The following is a 20,614-nucleotide window of genomic DNA, read 5'->3' on the forward strand; positions in this document are numbered from 1 at the left end:
TCAGGCTGCCGGGTTGCGCCAGACGATGTCGCGGATGACGATCGGCTTGGGGATCAGGCCGAGCTTGTAGAAGCGGTCGGCGACGCCCTGCTGAGTCGTGACGATGTCGTCGGTGACGGGACCGACCACGAAGTTCGAACGGTTCGCCGCGATGGTCTGGATCTCCAACGGAATGCCGGTGACCGCGGCGAGCGATTTGGCGACCTCGTCACGGTGCTGCTCGGCCCATTTGGCGGTCGCGGTGGTGACGTCGACGATCTGCTGCAGGATCGCGCCGTGATTCCTCGCGAAGTCGCGGTTGGCGATGTAGAAGGAGTTGGTCTTGGTGACCTCGCGCGCATTGATCAGGATGCGGCCGTTCTGCTTGGTCTCGCCGATCGCGAAATAGGGATCCCAGATCGCCCAGGCCTCGATGCTGCCATTGGCAAAGGCGGGGCCGGCATCCGGCGGCGTCAGATAGACCGGGGTGATGTCGGCATAGGTGAGCCCGGCCTTCTCCAGCGTCTGCACCACGATGTTGTGGGCGCTGGAGCCCTTGGTGAAGCCGACCCGCTTGCCCTTCAACTCCGCGATCGAGCGGATCGGCGAATCCTTCGGCACCAGGATGCCCTGGCCGTTGGTGATCGGCTGTCCCGCGGCATAGACGATCGCGGCGCCTGCGGCCTGCGCAAACACCGGCGGCGAATCGCCGACCGCGCCGTAATCGACGCTGCCGACATTCATCGCCTCCATCATCGGCGGCCCCGAGGAGAACTCGACCCATTTCACCTCGATGCCTTGCGGCGTGAAATGTTTTTCCAAGGCGGCCTGCTGGCGCGTGATGACCAGCACGCCGTTCTTCTGATAGCCGATACGAATTTCCTTCACCGCGCCCTGCGCATTCGCACGCGAGGCGAACGCAGCGGCGGCTGCAGTTCCAACGGACAGTTTCAGGAAGTCGCGACGCTGCATTCCAAGCTCCCGGCCGCGTGCGGCCGTCGTTCATTCAGATTTTGTGAATGATGGTGCGGGTTGCTGGATGTGTCGAGACAGCCGGAAAAATAGCGATGCGAGCACTGCGCACGTGGCGGAGTGCATGATTAATCTTTCAAGCGGCGAAGCGAATGAGGATGGAATTTTTCTGCACGCGAATGTGAGGGCTGCGCGGATTTTGGGCAATGCTCTCGGGGCCGGAACCAAAAACGGCGAAAACAACCCCATGCACAGTAGCCGGGGCGAGCAAAAACAATGACTTACGGATTAGCCGAAATCTGATTGACCCGTCGGGCAAAACAGGGGCATAATGACATCATGGCGGCGCTCGGGATGGGCGAGCATCCCAGTGAACTGATGCCGCCATCCCTCAAGCGCGTGCGCAGCGGATTCCTAGGACATGATCTCGTGACGCTGCGCACCGAGATTCGCAATGCCGCATTCGAGCACGTCTCCGACGGCCATATAGCGGTTCTTGCCGAAGCCGACGCCCGGCGGCGTCCCAGTCGCGATGAGGTCACCCGGCAGCAACAGCATGTGCGAGGAGAAATAGGCGACCATCTGATAGACGTCGAACAGCATATCGCTGGTGTTGCCTTGCTGCTCGAACTTGCCGTTCAGCTTGGTCCACATCTCCAGGTTCATTCCATCGACGCCGGTCGTCAGATACGGGCCGATCGGGCAGTAAGTGGGGCGCGATTTGGCGCGTACCAGATGTTGCTGCCCCTCCGCATCCACCTGCGTCGATCGATCGGAGATGTCGTTCAGACAGAGATACCCGAAGATATGACTGGCCGCCTCGGTCGCCGTGATGTCCTTCGTCTCGCGGCCGATGACGATCGCCAGCTCGGTCTCCCAATCGAGCTTCAGGCCCGGGTTGGGCCCACCGGAGATCGGGTCGAACGGTCCTGAGAGCGACGACGTTGCCTTCAGGAAGACCTCGGGTTCGGTCGGCGGCTTCATATGGAATTCCGCGATGTGCTTCCTGTAATTGAAGCCGGTCGCCGCAACCTGGCGAATGCCTTCAATCGGTGCGAGATAGGAGAACTTGCCGGCGACCGGACGCAAACGCGCCGTGTCGATGTTGGCGAGGGCGTTGGTGGCGATGGCGTCCGGTGTGATGTCCGATACGACCGGGCGCAGATCGAGGTGATCACTCCCTCTCAGGACGACCGGGACAGCGCCTTCTTCTGTAAGTACGCGCGCGACTTGCTGCATGGTTCACTTGGCTCCTTTCGGCTGACGCCCGATCTAGGCCGTCCGAAAGGAGAAAATGAATTCACAACGATTCGACCTCGTCGTTTCGTCAGACGTTCAGAACAATCGCCTGAGTTTTGAACGAAGACAGCCTCTTTGAGCGAAAACAGCCTCTTTGAACGAAGACAGTCTCTTTGGGCGAAGACAGCCTCTTGAACGAAGACAGACTTGGGCGCGCGTTCACAGCCAATGCATCCGTCGCCACGCCATCGGGCTCATGCCCGTCTCCTTCTTGAAGGCGACGCCGAATGCGCTTTGATTTGCAAAGCCGACCAGCTGTGCAATCGACGTCAGGTTCAGCTCGCGCTGACGGAGCAGAACCTTGGCCCGGTCGATACGCTGGCGACGCAGCCACGCGTGCGGCGCGATCCCCATCGACTGCTTGAAAGCGATCGAGAAATGCGACGTGGACAGGTTGCACAGGCTCGCGACCTCGGACAACGACAGGTCGTCAGCCAGACGGCTGACCATGTACTCGCAGGCCCGGCGTAAAATGTTCGGCGCAAGTCCGCCCCGGCGCGTGAAGGCCACCGCATCGGGATGGTTGGAAAAACTTCTGAAGACATGCAGGACGAGAAGCGTGACGGCGGTCTCGGCATAACACATGCCTTGCCGAGCGTCGCTTTCGCATTCCTCGGAAATGATCTGTGCAAGCTCCCAGGTCAGGGGATGGTTGTAGTCCCACGCCTCCACGAACTCGACGTCATGGCGGTGCTGGATTTCGACGGTGCGGAGCAGATATTCCGGCTCGAACTCGATCGCCAGGAATCGATAGTTCGACTTCTCCTTGATCCGAAATTCCACGGCAGTTTCAGGCGGCAGGACCAGACCGTAACGAGGCCTGTTCTTGTAGGCGCGAAGCTCTTTCCTTGATTCCGCATCGGCCTCGACATAGCCGGAGTTCCACGAGAATTGGAGCGCGAGCGACCGCGTGCGAATTTCGGCTGCGCCGGTGACCTTGCCTATTCTGTGCGTGGCGGCGATCCCGCCCGTCCACTTGATCTGCCGCGGTTGAAGCACGCTTCCCTTGACATCGGACCAGACGGTATCGCGGTGTCCGGGTGCGCTGAACATGGCAACAGGCGGGCCTGCCTGCGGTTGTGGAGCGGCGTGCTGTGCTCCGTCTGAATCAGACGTCATGTCTGCCTCCTCGTCCGCGCCGTTACGGCGATGATCATCGTCCCGGATCAAACCAGAGACAACTCATAGGAGGATCTGTTCAGCGACAGTCTTTGCCCAATGGCACGATTTTCGACTGCATACGGTTGGCAGGCGCCAGCGGCAGGCGAAGCCGTGCCCTAATGCAACCAATTCATCGGCAGATTCTGCAGCCCGCGAAACGCCCAGCCGCCGATCCGCACCGGCTCGTCATCGGCGATCTCGATCCGGCCGGCATGCGCGAACACCGTCGGCAGCGCGACGTCGGCGATCATGGCGCGGGAGGCCCAGGCTCCGGCGCAGAAATGCGGACCGGCTCCGAAGGCGACGCTCTTGGAGGTGTCACGCCGGACGTCGAACTGGTCGGCGCGCTCAAAATGCTTCTCGTCGCGGTTGGCGGAGCCGAACATCAGGAACACGCGTTCGTCGGTCTCGAAGGACACGTCGCGGATGCTCCACGGCTTTGCGATGCGCCGCGGCGACATGCCGATCGGCGAGATCCAGCGGGCATATTCCTCGAACGCCTGCAGCCAGCTCACCTCGCCCTTGCGCACGAGATCGAGCTGCTCGGGATGGGTCAGCAGCGCCCACACGGTGCCGGCGATCGCCTTGCGCGGCTCGTTCTGGCCGCCTGATATCGCAAGCTTGACGTTGGCGCGCACGCTCTCCATCGCCATGCCCGAGGCGAGGAGCACCCCCAAAATGCTCTGGTCGGGATTCTTGCGCATGACCGGCAGGATGTCGTCGATCGCAGCATCGATACCCGACGTCGCCGCGTGGCAGCGCGCCTCGACCGCGGGATCACCGGTGTAGTTGGCGATGCCCTCGATCATGCCCTGCGACCACGCATCCATGTCCGCATAGCCGATATTGGTAAGGCCGGTGATCGACTTCAGACATTCGCCGGAGAACGGCAACGCGAAGTCGCGCATGAAGTCGATCCGCGTGCCGGGCGCGATCGCATCGATGATACGGTCGGCATGCGCCTGGAACAGCACGGTCCAGTGCGCTTTCACGGTCTTCGGCGACACCGTCGGAAACATCGCGCGCCGCTCGATTTGATGCGCCTCGCCGTCCTTGCGCATCATGTTGTGGCCCATCAGCCGGTTCATCAGGCCGGCCGGCTGGTACGAGGAAAACACGTCGATCTGCTTCTCGGAGATCGAGATGTCGTCGCGGCTCGCCAGCAATGTCGAGCCGAGCTGCGGCACAAAGGCAATCGGCGCCTCCTTGCGCATCTTCGCAAGCATCGGATAGGGATCGGCCCAGAACGCGGCCGGGTCGATGTCGATGCGCGGCGCGGTGCTCAAGACAGTCTCCCCTGATGCTATTGTGCTTCAGGCCAGACTAGCGAACTCCGCTGACGGCGTCTGTCCCTAGCGATAGGGACGGACGGAGCACCCGGGTTATTGAGCCTCGGCGATCCTCGGTCCGGATGACGGCATCTGCGCGTTGGCTGCCAGGGGCCGGCTCATCGGCGATGCCGGGTCCGGCGATCGGGAAGCAGAGTCGGACGGCGCGCCCTGAGACGGACGGCGGGCAACGGCTCCCGGAAGCACGATCACCTTCGCACCGACCTTCACCCGGTCGTAGAGGTCCGTGACGTCCTCATTGGTCAGCCGGATACAGCCGGACGACACCCGCTTCCCGATCGTATCGGGCTTGTTGGTGCCGTGAATTCGATATTCGGTCTCGCCCAGGTACATCGCCCGGGCGCCGAGCGGATTGGTGGGGCCGCCTGCCATGAAGCGCGGCAGATAAGGCTGACGCACAACCATCTCTGCGGGCGGACGCCAGTCCGGCCATTCCGTCTTGCGAGCCACGGTCTGTTCGCCGGACCATGTGAAACCTTCGCGGCCGACACCGATGCCGTAGCGCATCGCCTGCGTGTCGTTCAGGACGAAATAGAGGAATGTGTTCTTGGTATCGATGATCACGGTGCCCGGCGGCTGGTGGCTGGCGTAGTCAACCACCTGCCGGACAAGTGCCCCGGGACCGTCAGCGGCTTTTGGTGGTTCGACCAGAGGCGCCGGGGCCGGGATCGGAACCGGAACAGGGGCAAGAGCCGGCGCTGCCGCTGCTGCACGAACTGGAGGTGCCACGTAAACCGGCGATGACGATGCCTGGGCCTGGGGTGGGGACGGCTTCCGTGTCGGTTGCTCGCTCGCCGGGTGATACAGCAAACCGTACCCCGCTGCGGCGACGGCCACGACGCCAATTGCAACGCGCGCGGCCATTGGCAGTGCGAACGTCTCCGCCTTTCCACGCTTGGCCCGCTTACCCATACTCTTTCCCCAGGTCACTATGCCTGAAGAGGTAACCCAGCAAAATTTAAGAAACTTCGAAGCGATGCCGCCCGGGCAGGAACCGTCGGTGATGGTTAACGCCGAATTCTTGGTCGGCAATTTCAGAAATGGAAGTACTGCTTGTATTGAGGTAGCGGCGGGAACAACGCACTTCCCATCGCGGTCGCGAAGCAGCGTCAACCTGCGAAGCAGGCGCCATCTGGAACAGTTGTTGCGCCCAAAGTCAGGCTGCCGCCTTGTTCTTTATGGCGCCGACGATCGCGGTCAGTATAGCGCCGCCTGCGCCACCCGCGACCGCCTGAGAGATAATACCGCTCACACTGAAATTTCCTGATTGTGCCGCTGCCAGGACAGAAGGCAACAACAGGGTCGCGATCTGCCCGAGGAGCCCGCCTCCGACCAGACCTGAGATAATGTTTCCAGCCGTGCCCAGATCAAATGTGGGGGACGATTTGCCAACGCCATAGCCGCCGACGGCGCCTGCAATGAGATTGATCAGAATCTGCTCCATGTCGATCTCCTCAATAAATGGCGATGGGGAACGAGATTCGGGGGAAAGCCGCCCGATCACGTGACGTGCCCCCGGCGTCTCGCAATGAAGCCGTAACTGCTATCCGTTCGCAATTTTGCGACAGCGTCCAGTAGAGCAGGCTTGATACACATCAAGGGTTCAACGGATCATGCTTTAGGCTCATCCACCTCGCGCGTCGCGCACCGCCTGCGCGACTTTCGTCGCCTGCGACACTCGTCCGATCTTTGCGCCTGCAATGATCTTTCTTCGGCGTGTGCTTGCCTTCGGCACCATTCCTTCCCCTGCGGTCGCTCCGGCTGGCGGATAAGTCGTGAAGTTCGCGGCGCGATGCAGCGCGAGAGCCTTTCGAGCCGCCTCCACATGCGCGGTCCGAGCTGCCAGGTTGTGGAGACGCCTCAGCTCGTTGTTCAACCGCTTCAGCGCCGCGGCGAAGACTTGCTTGCGTTCTGATGCATGCTCGGCGGTTCCGGGAAAGCTGGCTCCGCGAGCCTCGGCCTTTCCACGCCCCTCTCGCTGCCTTTGTCGGCCGAACGTTCGCTCCTTATCGCGCATCTTGCGCAGGCGGGGTCGCATGTCCTCAAGCTCAGCGATTTCGACGTCATAGATGGCGGGATGGTGCGTGAGGCGGATCGTCTCATATTCTTCGTGGCTGAGCAGGCTGCGTTCGAACTTGCAGGGGACCGACATTCTCATCCCTCCGTTTGAGTCCTTGAAGTTCAGGCAGACGGACTCGTCCAGGTCGACGATTTTCTCAATCACCAAGCCGCACCCACCAACAATGATCGGCCACCTCAGCGGTCGGTTCCTTCTGCTCGCCTGGCGGGCCGAGATCCCATTTTGTCGCCGGATCAATGCAAAACAGGGTCAGTCCGCCGCTCGTCCAGTCGTAGACCTTCTTGACCCGGTACATCGTGCCGCCTGGTCCGAGGCGGCTGCAGATGTTGGTGAACATGCCGGTTCCCGCGGCGGGGTTGTCCGGCAGGGGATGGCGGTCGACAAAATGCAGCGCCGCCGAGAGGCCATCCCTGGCGCGCGTGCGTTCCAGCTCCTTGGTGTTCTCCAGGTCGAAGCAGGCGAGCGTTTGGAACTGCAACGTGATGATGTCGTCGACTTGGGGCGGCTTGGCGGTATGGGCTGGAGTGATGGCAGCTCCGGCCAAAGCTGCAATCAGCAGAGATAATCGCTTCATGGCCGTGGCTCCCTTCACGATTTCAGCCCCGTGGCCTCCGCGAGCTTGGTCAGGAGAAGTACCTCAGCCGAAACTGACGCGAGTCCATCACAGGCCAGGAGCCGAACCCACGCGAAGCCTCGCCCGGTGCGCCCGCAGCGCTCAATTACTGTCTGCCCTGCCGCGAGCGTCCGAATGCATAGCGCGGATTGAGCCCGCAGGACGCATGGGTGCCGGAGGCAGCCACCCTGCACTGCTGGAGAGTCGAGAACTGGCAGTTGCCGGGAAAGCCCCAGCGACGGCCTTGCAGGCAGTAGCGATCTGCGAACGCGGGCGAGAGTGATCCGACCGTGATCAGGATCAGGATGGCGGAGACCGCAGCAAACACAATACGGCCCATCTGAGTCCTCCTGTACGACGCGCTGGGTGAGTGCTCACCTGTGCTCCAGTTGGGTTGGAAAGGCACTGGGACCAAGCTCGACTATAAACTTCAGCGTTCCGAATGATGATCCGATCATACCCTGAGAGTTCGCGGTGAATTTCCCGATATCCTGCGTCGCGCGGAATTTTGGTGCCGATCTCGGGAACAGCCACAGTCTGTTCGCCGGACCACGTGACCCCTTCGCGGCCGACGCCGATGCCGTAGCGCATCGCTTGCGTGTCGTTCAGGACGAAATAAAGGAAGATGTGAGTCGCCCAACGGCAAATCGTATTTCTCGAGAGTGTGGCCCGTGAGAGACAGGGGAAAGCAAGGCCTTGTAGTCGAATGGGGCTACGGGAAGAACTGGCAGTTATCGTTACCCTGTTTTGGGGGGCGTCATGAAGCCGTTCCTTGGAAGCGCCGCACTTCTTGCAATCTGTGTGAGTGTCACCGCGCGTGCCGCGGATATGCCGCTGAAGGCTCCGCCGATTCCCTCACCGGCCTACAATTGGTCAGGATTTTATCTTGGCGTAAATCTCGGTGGCGCGTGGACCAGCGGCAGCCTGAACATTCCAGGCAACAATGTGTATGGCGGCATCACCGAATTCATCGGTGGCATTCAGGCTGGCTATAATTTCCAGGCCGATCATCTTTTGCTTGGCGTCGAAGGTGATTTCGATGGGGCGACGTTTGGTCATCCCGCGCTTCCGACACCTACGCTCGGCACCGTCAGGCAGAACTGGATTGGAACGATTGCAGGCCGCGTCGGCCTGGTGGAGGATAAGTGGCTCCTATACGCCAAGCTTGGCGGCGGCTGGGTGCACAGCAATGCCTTGCTGAACTTCCCCGGCGTCACCTGGCAGGGGTCCAACACCAGCCCCGGCTGGCTGGCTGGCGTGGGTGTCGAGTACGGATTCAAACCGAATTGGACGCTCAAACTCGAATACGACTACATTGGGCTGGGACACTGGACGTCGCCTACCGTCCCGTCAATCCAGTTGAACCGTGACCTTCAAATGGTCAAGTTCGGTGCAAACTACAAATTTGAGAGCGGCCTTCCCGACAAGGTCGCGCCGACAAAAGTCGCGCATTCTGTCGAACCTGCCGAAGATGAAGACCTCGCCCAAAAATCGCAGAACCCTATCGCCGATCTCGTCAGCGTTCCGTTCCAGAGCAATACGAATTTCAACGCCGGGCCGTTCAACCGCACCCAGGAAGTGCTCAACATTCAGCCTGTCATACCGCTGCGCATCAACGCGGACTGGAACGTGATCTCGCGCACCATCATGCCCGTGATCAGTCAACCCAGTCCGTTTTTCAACAACAACACGAATGGAATTGGCGACATTACCCAACAGTTCTTCTTCACGCCGACCCATCCAGGCACTCTGATCTGGGGCGTCGGTCCCGTCTTTACGGTCCCGTCCGCGACCGATCCGATTCTCGGAACCGGTAAGGTGCTGTTCGGCCCGACCGCGGTTGCCCTCGTAACGCCCGGACATTGGGTGATCGGCGTGCTGGTCAACAATCAGTGGTCAGTTGGCGGCAATCCGTTGCGGCCGCCCGTGAACGAGTTTCTCGCGCAGCCGTTTGTCAACTACAACATGGCGCACGGCTGGTACCTGACAAGCTCACCAGTTATCACCGCGGACTGGCTGGCAGCGCCGGGCCAGCAATGGACCGTCCCGATCGGCGGCGGCTTTGGTCGAATCTTCAAGCTCGGCGACCAGCCGGTGAGTGCAAATATTGCCGGCTACTAGAATGTCGTTCGTCCAACCGGCGCACCAAATTGGCAGTTGCGAGCCCAATTATCTCTGCTCTTTCCCGAGAGGTAAGAGATCGGCGAAGGGGCCTAAGGGTGACGCCCGAACGGCTCCGGTATTCGCCCCGGTCGGCATAAGGACTGTCGCCGCGAAATCCTTAAGCACCAGCCGACAACCAACACTTTGGCGCTGGAGACAGAGGACAGCTATGGGCTCCAGAAGACGACAATCCTGGCGGGCGGGCTGCGTATCCGCCTTGCTCCGAAGCGGATCGCGGACTAAGAGCCCCTTAGTTCAGGCTGTGAGGCCCCGCGAACAGGCGCAGCACGATCGAAAACAATTCATTCTGCGAGGAGATGCCGAGCCGCTCATAGGCGCGCTTGCGGTAGGTCAGGGTCGAGTGCAGGCTGATGCCGAGGGCTTGCGAGATCGCCTCGGAGCTGAAGCCTTCGAGGATGCGGCGGCAGACCTCCTGCTCCCGCGGCGTCAGCGCCGAGAGCGGCGCGCGCGTCGCGAACAATGTACCGAGGTTCTGGTCGGGCGTTGCGGCCTGCTGGAAATGACGTGCGACGCTGGCGCCGATCGCGGGCGCGATCGCTTGAAGCCGCGCACGCTGCGCATCGTCGAAGCGGCCCTGGGACGTGATGCGGTAGAAATTGACGTAGAAGCAGGTGTCGCCGGTCCAGATCGCGGTGGCGCATTTGTCGACGATGTTGGACTCCTGGAAGAAGATCTTCCGGTAGCGCGCGCCATACATGCGCGGCGCGAACGACGGCAGCACGATCGGCGCGCTGCTCTCGGCTTCGAACAGCGCACCGCGGTTGGGATCGGATTCGTGGAACTGGCCGGCATAGGCGGCGCCGAGATCGCCGCCGGTCGGGATGTTGCCGGCATCCAGCAGGCAGCGCGCCGCACCCGCGCGCGTCAGCGCAAACACCATGCAATGGCCGACGCCGGCCTGCCGGCGCAGGGTGTCGATGAGGATGTTTGGGAAGTCCGGGCGGCCGATGGCGAGCACCGCGGACGTGACATCGCCCGCCGCCAAACCTGAGCCTGTCCCATGGGACCGCATCGCTTCCTCCGTCAGACGCCTTTTGCCGGAGGTTAGCAGCAAGGGGATTTTCCCGGAAGCCGGCGAGGCCAGCGTACGAGGCGGCTGGGTCGACTGATTCCGATTCACCAGTCCAAGCCTACCTAATCCAAGCCTATCTAACCCAAGTCTACCTAAGTATGCCCCCTTCATACCCGTGCGCAATGGCGCCATCCGAGTGCGTGATGCTACCAATAAATCCGGAGTGAAAAGCAACGGAACCGGTCTTGCGAGCCGGCAGTTGCGGGGCAAGGACGGCGGCGTAGTGCCCGCCGGCCTTTCTCGACCGAGCGGCGCGTGGCCGCTCAATTGGTGTCTACTGCCACGCTTGGCCGCAGAGAGTACGCCATGAGAAACATCGCCGAACTCCTGATGCGATTCTGGCAAGGGGGCCAGTCCACATCCAATACTGAAATCGCAGCTATTGCCGAAAACCGAGATCGATCTAGCATGGCTGATTTTGTCCGGATCCTGCAGTCCTACGATCAAGACGCGTACGGCAGGAGCTAGGGGCGACCGCGTCAGTCCTCGATATGATTGTTCGAGCAAACAATCGACTTAACCAACGGCTTATCCCGCCGCGGCCTTCGCCGGCGCGACGTTGATGGCGAGCTTGCCATAGCGGTCCGTGAAGGCTTCGGTGTCGATCTCTTCCAGCTTGATCTCGCCGCTCATCACGCTCCTCTTCCAGGCGGCCTGCGCCGGATCGTTCTGGAACTCCGGCATCACCTCGCGGCCGAACAGCTCGAGCGACTCGCAGATGTGCTCGTGGCTGTTCTTGCCCGCTTGATTCAGCAGGATGACCTGATCGATGTGCGACGACTGGAAGCGCTTCAGCTTCTTAGCGATGGTCTCGGGCGAGCCGATCAGGCCGCCGCGCAGCGCCGCCTCCTGCGCCTCGGGATTGTTGCGCTTCCACTTGTTGTACTCGTCCCACATGTTGACGGTGTAGGGCGCGGGACGCTGGCGGTTCTGCGAGGCGCCGTAGAAGCGCAGCGCGAACTGGAAGAAGGTGGCGCCGTCGGCGCGCGCGCGTGCCTCTTCATCCGTCTTGGCGCACATGAAGAACGAGACCAGCGCCATGTTCGGATTGATCTCGTAATCGGCGAGCTTATGCAGTCGTTTCGTCATGGCGTTGTAGTAGGCATGCACCCAGGCATGCGCAGCATCGGCGCTGACGAACTGGAAGCCGAGCGCGCCAAAGCCGTGACGGCCGGCGCGCTCGATGGTCGGCAGTTGCGAGCACGCCATCCACAGCGGCGGATGCGGCTTCTGCACCGGCTTGGGCACGACGTTGCGCAGGGGGATGTCGAAATACTTGCCGTGATGCTCGGAGCCTGCGTCCTTGAACATCGGGAAGATCGCGGCGACGGCCTCTTCGAACACTTCCTTCTTGGTCTCCATGTCGCGGCCGAACGGCGTCAGCTCGGTGATCGAGGCGCTCTCGCCCATGCCGAATTCGCAGCGGCCGTTGGAGAGCAGGTCGAGCACCGCGACACGCTCGGCGACGCGCGCCGGATGGTTGGTGGTGAGCTGCAGGATGCCGTGGCCGAGGCGGATGTTTTTCGTGCGCTGGCTGGCGGCGGCGAGGAAGGATTCCGGCGAAGGCGAGTGCGAATATTCTTCGAGGAAGTGGTGCTCGACGACCCAGGCGTGGTCATAGCCGAGCTTGTCTGCAAGCTCCATCTGCGAGAGTGCGTTCTGATAGAGCCTGAGCTCGTCGCCGGCGACCCAAGGCCTTGGCAGTTGCAGCTCGTAGAATATGCCGAACTTCATGACGCCTCTCCCAAGTTTTTTGCCCGCTTATTCTTGTTGCAGGCATCTTAATGTGCGGGACGGCGCTGTCTACGCAGTCGCAATTCCGCCATGCGGGAGAACGCGCTTTTCGGCGCGGCGGCCATTCAGGACCGCACCGATGAAAGTGAAGCGCACCAGGAGATGATAGCTCGCCAGCATCGGCGGAATGGCGACGACGAGAATGATCGCGAACTTGACCAGCCCGGGCCAGTCGAGCTGCGACAGCGCGACCTGTAACGTCATCACGATCGGCATGTGGATCAGATAGAGCCAGTAGGAGGCGTCGGCGAGATAGCGCCGTGTCGGGCTGAAGCCCGACATGAAGCGGAGCGCGAGACCCATGACCGCGAAGGTCGCAATCCAGATTGCCGGTGCGTAGAGGATGGCGGAGACAAGCCTGAGCGCGGCGAAACTGACCGGCAATTTCGGCGCGCCCGGCGCAGACAACATCACACCCGAGAGCACGAAGCTGATCAGGATCAGAGCGATCGCGAGCAGGAGGTGCGGAAGCCAGCGCCGCTCGATGAGCCGCTGCAGATCGACCTGCCGATGCAGCAGCCAGCCGACGGCGAAGGCGGTGCCGAAGCCGATCCAGGCCTGCGCGTTGGTGATGAGCGATTGATCCGGCGTCCTCACACCCATCACATTGATCCAGCGTTGATCGAGACAGAATGCGATGCCGATCGGGATCGCCAGAACAAGGGGGGCCAGCGGACTTCTCATGATCCCTGCGAAGAGGCGATCAATCACAGCTCGCCAGGTGCCTGACGCATCGAGCCAGACAAAGGCGCCGCGCAGCAAGAGCATGGCGACATAGAGCTCCAGCAGCACATAGATGAACCAGAGGTGGGTCAGGGGGAAATTCGGCAGCACCGGCGGCCAGCTGCGGGGCCAACCGCCATTCGGAAAATGAGACGCCCAGATCACGATGAGGCTCATGGGCGTGAACAGGATCGGCCAACCGACCACAAGCGGCAGCCCAATTCTCTGGAGCCTGTCCCGGACGAAACCCCACGTGCCCCGGCGATGAAAGCTCATGCGGGCGAAGAAACCCGCCATCAGGAAGAAGGTCGTCATCCGGAAGACGTGGATGGTGAAAGTCAGCGGGCCCACGAGCAGGCTTGAATGGGCGTCCTGGATAAACCAGAACCGGGGCGTTGCAGGCACGAACGACATTGCCGCGTGCAGGAAGATGCCAAGCAGCAGGGCAGCTCCCCTGAGCGCATCGAGGGCGTGGAGTCGTTCTGATGCAGGGACGGCGGAGGGCGAAGTGGACATGGATGGGCTCGCGCTGGCTGGACAGGTCTTTCTGCCCCGCAATCTGCCCAATCGGGCCGCGGCCATCTCGCCCGATCCAAAAATCGGCTAGCCGATTTCTCGACGCGGCCGGCTGATTTCAGCCATGTCCGGCCGGCTCAGCGCCTCGCGCCGGAATTCGGTCGGGGTCACGCCGGTCTCGGCCTTGAAGGCCCGGTTGAAAGGTCCGATCGACTGGAAGCCCGCATCCATGGCGATGGTCAGCACGGGGACCTCCCGTTGTGTCACATCGGACAGCGCCAGCCTGGCATCCTCGATGCGGTAGTGATTCAAGAACGCATTGAAGTTCCGATAGCCCAGCCCTTCATTGATGGCCTGGCGCAGCCGGTGCTCGGGAACGTCGAGCCGTGCCGCGAGCGCCCCGATCGCAAGACCTTCCTGCCGGTAGGTTCGCTCCACGGTCATCAGATGGTCGAGACGCCGCAGCAGGATGGGGTCAACCGCGACCCGGCCCGCGGGAGCACGATCGGCCCCGCGCGCGTCGCCGGATGCGATGGCCGCCGTGGCGTCGTTGACGGGCACGGCCGGCTGCGTCACGAAAGCACCCAGTCCGGCGAGCATGGCCACCACGAACAGGCCGAGCGCAGTCGGGAGACTGCCGGGCGCGCCGGGGACCGCGACGGGAACTGCGGCGAAGCCGGCGCCGGCGACGGCTGCAATCAGCCCGACATTGATCGCCAGCATCGCCAGCCGCAGCCGGCGGCGCCGCGCGACCAGATCGGCACGCCAGGTCTTGACCGTCTGGACCGCGGCCGCGAGAGCCGGCGCCAGAGCGACCAGCGCCAGGACCCGGCCGCCGGCCACGGCCAAAGCGGGCCAGTACGCCCAGCCCAGCGCGATCGCAAAGCCGTAGGCCACGATGCCCAGCCACAGGGCGCCGTGCCATCGCCTGAGCACGAAATCGTCGTCGAACGCCGCGCGCGCCCACAGCCAGAAGACGACAGGCTGCGCGGACAGGATCGGCAACACCCACCACCATGACGATTTTGGAAAGAACGGAGCAGTCGCGATGGAGTAGAAGACGCCTCCGGTGCACATGGCGATGCCCAGAAAGGCGTTCTGATGAGCGGCACGGCGCTGAAGCGCCACGAGAATGATCAACAGGAACACGCCGCTCGTTGCGCCGCGAAGCCCGAGATCGATGGCCGTGAGCCCCATCACACCTTGTCGTCTCCACCAGGGAACTCAACTCTCGCATCGTCTTCGCGCGTGCACAATCTAAACTTGCGCTTGCTAAACTTAACCTTGGGTTGTGGCGGCTTCGACCATAGCAACTTGAGCGATTGATCCAGATCAACGCGTTAGCGGCTCGAACGTATCTAAAGAGCAGCAAGGCAACGGCCCGGATGCCGTCCCGATTCCCCATACCATTTCAGAGAGACCGAATATGTCGGCCCCTGACGACACGACTTCGCGCGTGCGCCGTAAGCGCATGGAGATTTTTGCGTTCCTGTTCCTGACCGCGGTCGTGATGCCCGTCCTCGCGGTCGGAACGGTCGGCTCTTACGGGCTCGGCGTCTGGATCTACCAGATGTTCGCCGGCCCTCCCGGCCCCCCTTCTTCCCCGCATTGATCTTCTCACAGCGAAAGACAGCCATCATGGCCCACACCACATTCAACCGCCGTGCATTGATCATCGGCCGGGTGCTCAGCGCCGAGCGCGTCATCTCTCCGCCCGGCTGCGAGATCGCCAGCATCGTCGTGCAGGCGCGCCCCGAGCGCCTCGACGCGCTGGAAGCCGCGATCACTGTGCTTCCCGGCTGCGAGATTCACGGACGAGACCCGCGCGGCAAACTCGTCGTCGTGACCGAAGCGCCGGATGCCGGCAGCCTCGGCACCATGCTCAACACCATCCAGTCGCTGCCGGACGTCTATTCCGCAGCGCTGGTCTTCCACGCCATCGAAACCGCCTGAGTCAGGAAGAGCCATCATGACATCGCCAAAGCTCGACCGCCGCCAGATGCTCAAGCTCGAGGCCGCCGCGATTGCGGCCGCCGCAGCAGGCATGCCGGCTCCGGCGCTCGCCGCCAACCTCGTCAGCGAACGCGACAACAGCGAACTGAAATGGGACAAGGCCGCCTGCCGCTTCTGCGGCACCGGCTGCTCCGTGATGGTCGCGACCAAGGACAACCGCGTCGTCGCCACCCATGGCGACATCAAGGCCGAGGTCAATCGCGGCCTCAACTGCGTCAAGGGCTACTTCCTCTCCAAGATCATGTACGGCCATGACCGGCTGACGCAGCCGATGCTGCGCAAGACCAACGGCAAGTACGACAAGAACGGCGACTTCACGCCTGTTAGCTGGAACGAAGCCTTCGACATCATGGAAGTGAAGTGGAAGGAAGCCTTTAAGAAGCGCGGGCCCAACGGCGTCGCCATGTTCGGCTCGGGCCAGTGGACGATCTGGGAAGGTTATGCGGCCTCAAAGCTGTTCAAGGCCGGCTTCCGCACCAACAACATCGACCCCAATGCACGCCACTGCATGGCCTCGGCCGTCGCCGGCATGATGCGCACCTTCGGCATCGACGAGCCGGCCGGCTGCTATGACGACATCGAGGCCACCGATGCCTTCGTGCTGTGGGGCTCCAACATGGCGGAGATGCACCCCATCCTGTGGACGCGCCTCGCCGACCGCCGGCTGTCCGCGCCGCATGTCCGCGTCGCCGTGCTCTCGACCTTCGAGCACCGCTCGTTCGACCTTGCCGACATCGGCATGGTGTTCAAGCCGCAGACCGACCTCTACATCCTCAACGCCATCGCCAACCACATCATCAAGACCAACAGGGTCAACAAGGACTTCGTTGCCGCCCATACCATCTTCCGGCGCGGCCAGACCGACATCGGCTACGGCCTGCGACCCGAGCATCCGCTGCAGAAGAAGGCGACGGGCGCAGCCAAGGCCAACGACTCCACCGACATGAGCTATGACGAGTACGTCAAGTTCGTCTCGGACTACACGCTGGAGAAGGCGGCCGAGATGTCCGGCGTGCCGCTGAACCGGCTCGAGGCGCTGGCCGAGCTCTATGCCGATCCCAAGACCAAGGTGGTCTCGTTCTGGACCATGGGCTTCAACCAGCACACCCGCGGTGTCTGGTGCAACAACCTCGTTTACAACATCCATCTTCTGACCGGAAAGATCTCCTCGCCCGGCAACAGCCCGTTCTCGCTGACCGGCCAGCCCTCGGCGTGCGGCACCGCGCGCGAGGTCGGCACGTTCTCGCACCGCCTGCCGGCCGACATGGTCGTGACCAACAAGGCGCATCGCGATCACGCCGAGCATCTCTGGCTGCTGCCCGAAGGCACCATTCCCGACAAGAACGGCGCCCACGCCGTGCTGCAAAGCCGGATGCTGAAGGACGGCCTGATCAACGCCTATTGGGTGCAGGTCAACAACAACCTCCAGGCCGGTCCCAACGCCAACGAGGAGACCTATCCGGGCTTCCGCAACCCCGACAATTTCATCGTGGTCTCGGATGCTTATCCCTCGGTGACGGCGCTCGCCGCCGATCTGATCCTGCCGACCGCGATGTGGGTGGAGAAGGAAGGCGCCTACGGCAATGCCGAGCGGCGCACGCAGTTCTGGCACCAGCTCGTCAAGGCGCCTGGTGAAGCCAAGTCCGATCTCTGGCAGCTGATGGAGTTCTCCAAGCGCTTCAAGATCGAGGACGTGTGGCCGGAGGAGCTGATCGCCAAGAAGCCGGAGGTGCGCGGCAAGACGCTGTTCGACGTGCTCTACAAGAACGGCCAGGTCGACAAATTCCCAACCACGGACATCGAGGAAGGCTATGCCAACGAGGAATCCAAGGCGTTCGGCTTTTACGTACAGAAAGGCCTGTTCGAAGAGTACGCCTCGTTCGGGCGCGGCCATGGCCACGACCTCGCGCCGTTCGACGCCTATCACCGCGAGCGCGGCCTGCGCTGGCCTGTCGTCAACGGCCAGGAGACGAAATGGCGTTTCCGCGAAGGCAGCGACCCCTACGTCAAGCAGGGCACCGACGTGCAGTTTTACGGCTACCCCGACGGCAAGGCCCGCATCTTCGCCCTGCCCTACGAGCCGGCGGCGGAATCGCCCGACAACGAATATCCGTTCTGGCTCTCGACCGGCCGCGTGCTCGAGCACTGGCATTCCGGCACGATGACGCGCCGCGTGCCCGAACTCTACAAGGCGTTCCCCGAGGCCGTGTGCTTCATGCATCCCGACGACGCGTCGGAAGCCAAGCTCCGGCGCGGCGATGAGGTGAAGGTCGTCTCGCGCCGCGGCTTCATCCGCGCCCGCGTCGAGACGCGCGGCCGCGACCGGCCGCCGCGCGGCCTCGTGTTCGTGCCGTGGTTCGACGAATCCAAGATGATCAACAAGGTGACGCTCGACGCCACCGATCCGATCTCGCTGCAGACCGACTACAAGAAATGTGCCGTGCGCATCGAGCGGGTGACCCAGTCATGATGAAACGCTTTGGCATTGCCCTGCTCGCGGTCGTGATCGCCGCGGGCGCGAGCTCTCTCGCCGCGCAGACCGTCAATTCAGGCCTGCGCGGAGCGACCCCGCTCAACGACGAAGGCCCGGCGCCGCCGATGCTGCCGAACCGCAACACGTCCGAGCGGGAATCGCGCAACTATCCGGAGCAGCCGCCCGTTATCCCGCACACGATCGACGGCTACCAAATCGATCTCAACGGTAACAAGTGCCTGTCCTGCCACGCGCGGGCGCGCACCGCGGAATCGCAGGCGCCGATGGTCTCGATCACGCATTTCATGGACCGCGACGGCCAGTTCCTGGCCTCGATCTCGCCGCGGCGCTTCTTCTGCACGGAATGTCACGTGCCGCAGAACACCGCCAATCCGCCCGTCAGCAACGACTTCACCGACATCGACACGCTGCTGTCGCGCTCCAGCCCCGGTGGCCGCCGATGACGACGACTGCTGACGAGCCAAAAGCCAAGCGCGGCTTCATCGCGCGAAGCTGGGCCTTTTTGCTCGAGCTCTGGCAGGTGTTGATCCGGCCGAGCTCGGTGTTCGGGCTCGGCGTGCTGGTGCTGGCCGGCTTCATGGCCGGCGTGATCTTCTGGGGCGGCTTCAACACCGCGCTGGAACTGACCAACACCGAGAAGTTCTGCACCGGCTGCCACGAGATGAAGGACAACGTCTTCGCCGAGCTGAAGTCGACCATCCACTTCACCAACCGCTCCGGCGTGCGCGCGACCTGCCCGGACTGCCACGTGCCGCACAACTGGACCGACAAGATCGCACGCAAGATGCAGGCCTCAAAGGAGGTCTGGGGCAAGATCTTCGGCACGATCAACACCCGCGAGAAATTCCAGGATCATCGCCTCGAGCTCGCCGCGCATGAATGGGCGCGCTTCAAGGCCAACGATTCCCTGGAATGCCGCAACTGCCACAGCGCCGATTCCATGGACATCACCAAGCAGTCGCCGCGGGCCTCGGTGGCGCACCAGCGCTTCCTGTTCACCAAGGAAAAGACCTGCATCGACTGCCACAAGGGCATCGCCCACCACCTGCCCGACATGCGCGGCGTTCCCGGCTGGCAGTAGGGCCGTTCGCGACCGGATTCGCCCCGCTTGAACCGGCGGGGCGAATGGTTAGTTTTGGGGGATGGCGAATCGCCTCGTTTCGCCCTTTCTCAAGACAGATATGGCCACTTTCACCCCGCATCAGGACGCCGCGCTAAAAGCCGTTGGCGACTGGCTCAAGGCAAAACCCGGACGCAACGGCACGCCGCCGATCTTCCGCCTGTTCGGCTTTGCCGGCACCGGCAAGACCACGCTGGCGCGGCACATCGCCGAGGGCGTCGACGGCGAGGTGAAATTCGCCGCCTTCACCGGCAAGGCGGCCCTCGTCATGCGCAACAAGGGTTGCGACGAGGCCTCCACCATCCACTCGCTGATCTACCGCGCCCGCGAATCCGGCGAGGAGCAGCCGAGTTTTGAGCTGTGGGACGACGCGCCGGCCTCCAAGGCCAAGCTGATCGTGATCGACGAATGCTCGATGGTCGACGCCGAGCTCGGCCGTGACCTGATGTCGTTCGACTGCCCGCTGCTGGTGCTGGGCGATCCCGCGCAGCTTCCGCCGATCCAGGGCGGCGGCTTCTTCACCAACACCGAGCCGGACGCGATGCTGACCGAGGTGCACCGCCAGGCCCAAGACGATCCGATCGTGCGGATGTCGATGGACGTGCGCGAGGGCCGCGAGCTCGACATCGGCCGTTACGGCGAGAGCGAGGTGGTGTCACGCAAAGAGCTCGATCCCGACCGCGTCATGGGCGCCGACCAGGTCCTGGTCGGCCGCAACAACACGCGACGCGCCTACAACATGCGGGTGCGCCAGCGCCAGAACATCGAGGATGTCTTTCCGGTCGCCGGTGACAAGCTGGTGTGTCTGCGCAACAACCGCAAGAAGGGCCTGTTCAACGGCGGCCTGTGGCGCGTGAAGTCGCGCAACACCTCGCGTTCGAAATCGCGCATCCTCTCGATGCGGCTGTCGCCGGACGAGGATTTCGGCCACAAGGTGACGAAGGTCTCGGTGCGCGCCGATTGCTTCGAAGGCGGCGTCGAGCAGATCGCCTGGGAGCAGCGCAAGCCCTATGATGAGTTCGACTACGGCTACGTGCTGACCGTGCACAAGTCGCAGGGCTCGCAATGGGACGACGTCGTGCTGTTCGACGAGAGTTTTGCGTTTCAGGACAGCCGGGCAAGGTGGCTGTACACGGGCATCACGCGCGCAGCGAAAAGGCTGAGCATCGTCGTTTAGAACGCCGCTGCCGTAGGGTGGGCAAAGGCGCGCAGCCGTGCCCACGATCTCTCTCCGCATCGAAAAAT

General features: G+C 62.7%; 20 protein-coding genes and 1 pseudogene. 7 read left to right on the forward strand and 14 right to left on the reverse strand.

Translation table 11 applies throughout. From position 1 onward, the window contains the following. The 10 genes and pseudogenes from RAD16_RS39250 to RAD16_RS39295 all read right to left on the reverse strand — a co-directional run. Window positions 1-951: a sulfonate ABC transporter substrate-binding protein gene (locus tag RAD16_RS39250; RefSeq protein ID WP_458163253.1), complete on the reverse strand. Its 951-nt coding sequence runs from the start codon at window positions 949-951 to the stop codon at window positions 1-3. Window positions 952-1,365: 414 nt separating this feature from the next. Further along, complete coding sequence (locus RAD16_RS39255; protein ID WP_458163255.1) at window positions 1,366-2,190, reverse strand: fumarylacetoacetate hydrolase family protein; 825 nt, start codon at window positions 2,188-2,190, stop codon at window positions 1,366-1,368. Window positions 2,191-2,409: 219 nt separating this feature from the next. Continuing rightward, window positions 2,410-3,369 (reverse strand): helix-turn-helix domain-containing protein, encoded by a 960-nt coding sequence (locus tag RAD16_RS39260; RefSeq protein ID WP_458163257.1) that lies wholly within the window; start codon window positions 3,367-3,369, stop codon window positions 2,410-2,412. Window positions 3,370-3,527: 158 nt separating this feature from the next. Next, entirely contained in the window at window positions 3,528-4,697 is a 1,170-nt protein-coding gene (locus tag RAD16_RS39265; RefSeq protein WP_458163259.1) for a cytochrome P450, read from the reverse strand. Between the two features lie 96 nt (window positions 4,698-4,793). After that, window positions 4,794-5,672 (reverse strand): L,D-transpeptidase, encoded by an 879-nt coding sequence (locus RAD16_RS39270; protein ID WP_458163261.1) that lies wholly within the window; start codon window positions 5,670-5,672, stop codon window positions 4,794-4,796. A gap of 244 nt (window positions 5,673-5,916) precedes the next feature. Continuing rightward, window positions 5,917-6,204: a hypothetical protein gene (locus tag RAD16_RS39275; RefSeq protein WP_458163263.1), complete on the reverse strand. Its 288-nt coding sequence runs from the start codon at window positions 6,202-6,204 to the stop codon at window positions 5,917-5,919. 180 nt (window positions 6,205-6,384) lie between these two features. Continuing rightward, entirely contained in the window at window positions 6,385-6,912 is a 528-nt protein-coding gene (locus RAD16_RS39280; protein WP_458163306.1) for a hypothetical protein, read from the reverse strand. A gap of 64 nt (window positions 6,913-6,976) precedes the next feature. After that, window positions 6,977-7,414 carry a hypothetical protein gene (locus RAD16_RS39285; RefSeq protein ID WP_458163265.1) on the reverse strand — a complete coding sequence of 146 codons (438 nt, stop codon included), beginning with the start codon at window positions 7,412-7,414 and terminating at the stop codon, window positions 6,977-6,979. A 145-nt stretch (window positions 7,415-7,559) separates the two neighbouring features. Further along, window positions 7,560-7,793, reverse strand: coding sequence for a DUF3551 domain-containing protein (locus RAD16_RS39290; RefSeq protein WP_458163267.1), 234 nt, complete (start codon window positions 7,791-7,793; stop codon window positions 7,560-7,562). Between the two features lie 188 nt (window positions 7,794-7,981). Next, window positions 7,982-8,077 (reverse strand): annotated as a pseudogene (locus tag RAD16_RS39295) (L,D-transpeptidase); the annotation flags it as partial. 135 nt (window positions 8,078-8,212) lie between these two features. Here RAD16_RS39295 and RAD16_RS39300 point away from each other — a divergent pair. Next, window positions 8,213-9,574, forward strand: coding sequence for an outer membrane protein (locus tag RAD16_RS39300; protein WP_458163269.1), 1,362 nt, complete (start codon window positions 8,213-8,215; stop codon window positions 9,572-9,574). 292 nt (window positions 9,575-9,866) lie between these two features. On the opposite strand, the gene RAD16_RS39305 is transcribed toward RAD16_RS39300, so the two are convergent. From RAD16_RS39305 to RAD16_RS39320, 4 genes are all read right to left on the reverse strand, one after another. Then, window positions 9,867-10,649 carry a helix-turn-helix transcriptional regulator gene (locus RAD16_RS39305; protein ID WP_458163271.1) on the reverse strand — a complete coding sequence of 261 codons (783 nt, stop codon included), beginning with the start codon at window positions 10,647-10,649 and terminating at the stop codon, window positions 9,867-9,869. Window positions 10,650-11,237: 588 nt separating this feature from the next. Then, window positions 11,238-12,443 carry an LLM class flavin-dependent oxidoreductase gene (locus tag RAD16_RS39310; RefSeq protein WP_458163273.1) on the reverse strand — a complete coding sequence of 402 codons (1,206 nt, stop codon included), beginning with the start codon at window positions 12,441-12,443 and terminating at the stop codon, window positions 11,238-11,240. A gap of 69 nt (window positions 12,444-12,512) precedes the next feature. Beyond that, window positions 12,513-13,742, reverse strand: a complete 1,230-nt coding sequence (locus tag RAD16_RS39315) for an acyltransferase family protein (RefSeq protein WP_458163275.1) — start codon at window positions 13,740-13,742, stop codon at window positions 12,513-12,515. Window positions 13,743-13,829: 87 nt separating this feature from the next. After that, a complete protein-coding gene (locus RAD16_RS39320) occupies window positions 13,830-14,939 on the reverse strand; it encodes a helix-turn-helix domain-containing protein (RefSeq protein ID WP_458163277.1) in 1,110 nt (369 codons plus the stop codon). Window positions 14,940-15,168: 229 nt separating this feature from the next. On the opposite strand from RAD16_RS39320, the gene napE reads away from it, so the two are divergent. The 6 genes from napE (at window position 15,169) to RAD16_RS39350 (ending at window position 20,546) form a co-directional block, all read left to right on the forward strand. Beyond that, window positions 15,169-15,354: a periplasmic nitrate reductase, NapE protein gene (gene napE, locus RAD16_RS39325; protein ID WP_326902677.1), complete on the forward strand. Its 186-nt coding sequence runs from the start codon at window positions 15,169-15,171 to the stop codon at window positions 15,352-15,354. A 26-nt stretch (window positions 15,355-15,380) separates the two neighbouring features. Further along, window positions 15,381-15,695, forward strand: a complete 315-nt coding sequence (locus tag RAD16_RS39330) for a chaperone NapD (RefSeq protein WP_458163279.1) — start codon at window positions 15,381-15,383, stop codon at window positions 15,693-15,695. Window positions 15,696-15,711: 16 nt separating this feature from the next. Then, complete coding sequence (napA, locus tag RAD16_RS39335) at window positions 15,712-18,225, forward strand: nitrate reductase catalytic subunit NapA (protein WP_458163281.1); 2,514 nt, start codon at window positions 15,712-15,714, stop codon at window positions 18,223-18,225. Continuing rightward, window positions 18,222-18,692, forward strand: a complete 471-nt coding sequence (locus RAD16_RS39340) for a nitrate reductase cytochrome c-type subunit (protein WP_458163283.1) — start codon at window positions 18,222-18,224, stop codon at window positions 18,690-18,692. Before napA ends, RAD16_RS39340 begins: the two co-directional genes overlap by 4 nt. After that, on the forward strand, window positions 18,689-19,330 hold the full coding sequence (locus RAD16_RS39345; RefSeq protein WP_458163285.1) for a NapC/NirT family cytochrome c: 642 nt from the start codon (window positions 18,689-18,691) through the stop codon (window positions 19,328-19,330). Before RAD16_RS39340 ends, RAD16_RS39345 begins: the two co-directional genes overlap by 4 nt. A 100-nt stretch (window positions 19,331-19,430) precedes the next feature. Next, a complete protein-coding gene (locus RAD16_RS39350) occupies window positions 19,431-20,546 on the forward strand; it encodes an ATP-dependent DNA helicase (protein WP_028160993.1) in 1,116 nt (371 codons plus the stop codon). The last annotated feature ends 68 nt before the right edge of the window (window positions 20,547-20,614 follow it).

This window comes from Bradyrhizobium sp. 18BD, assembly GCF_054185225.1.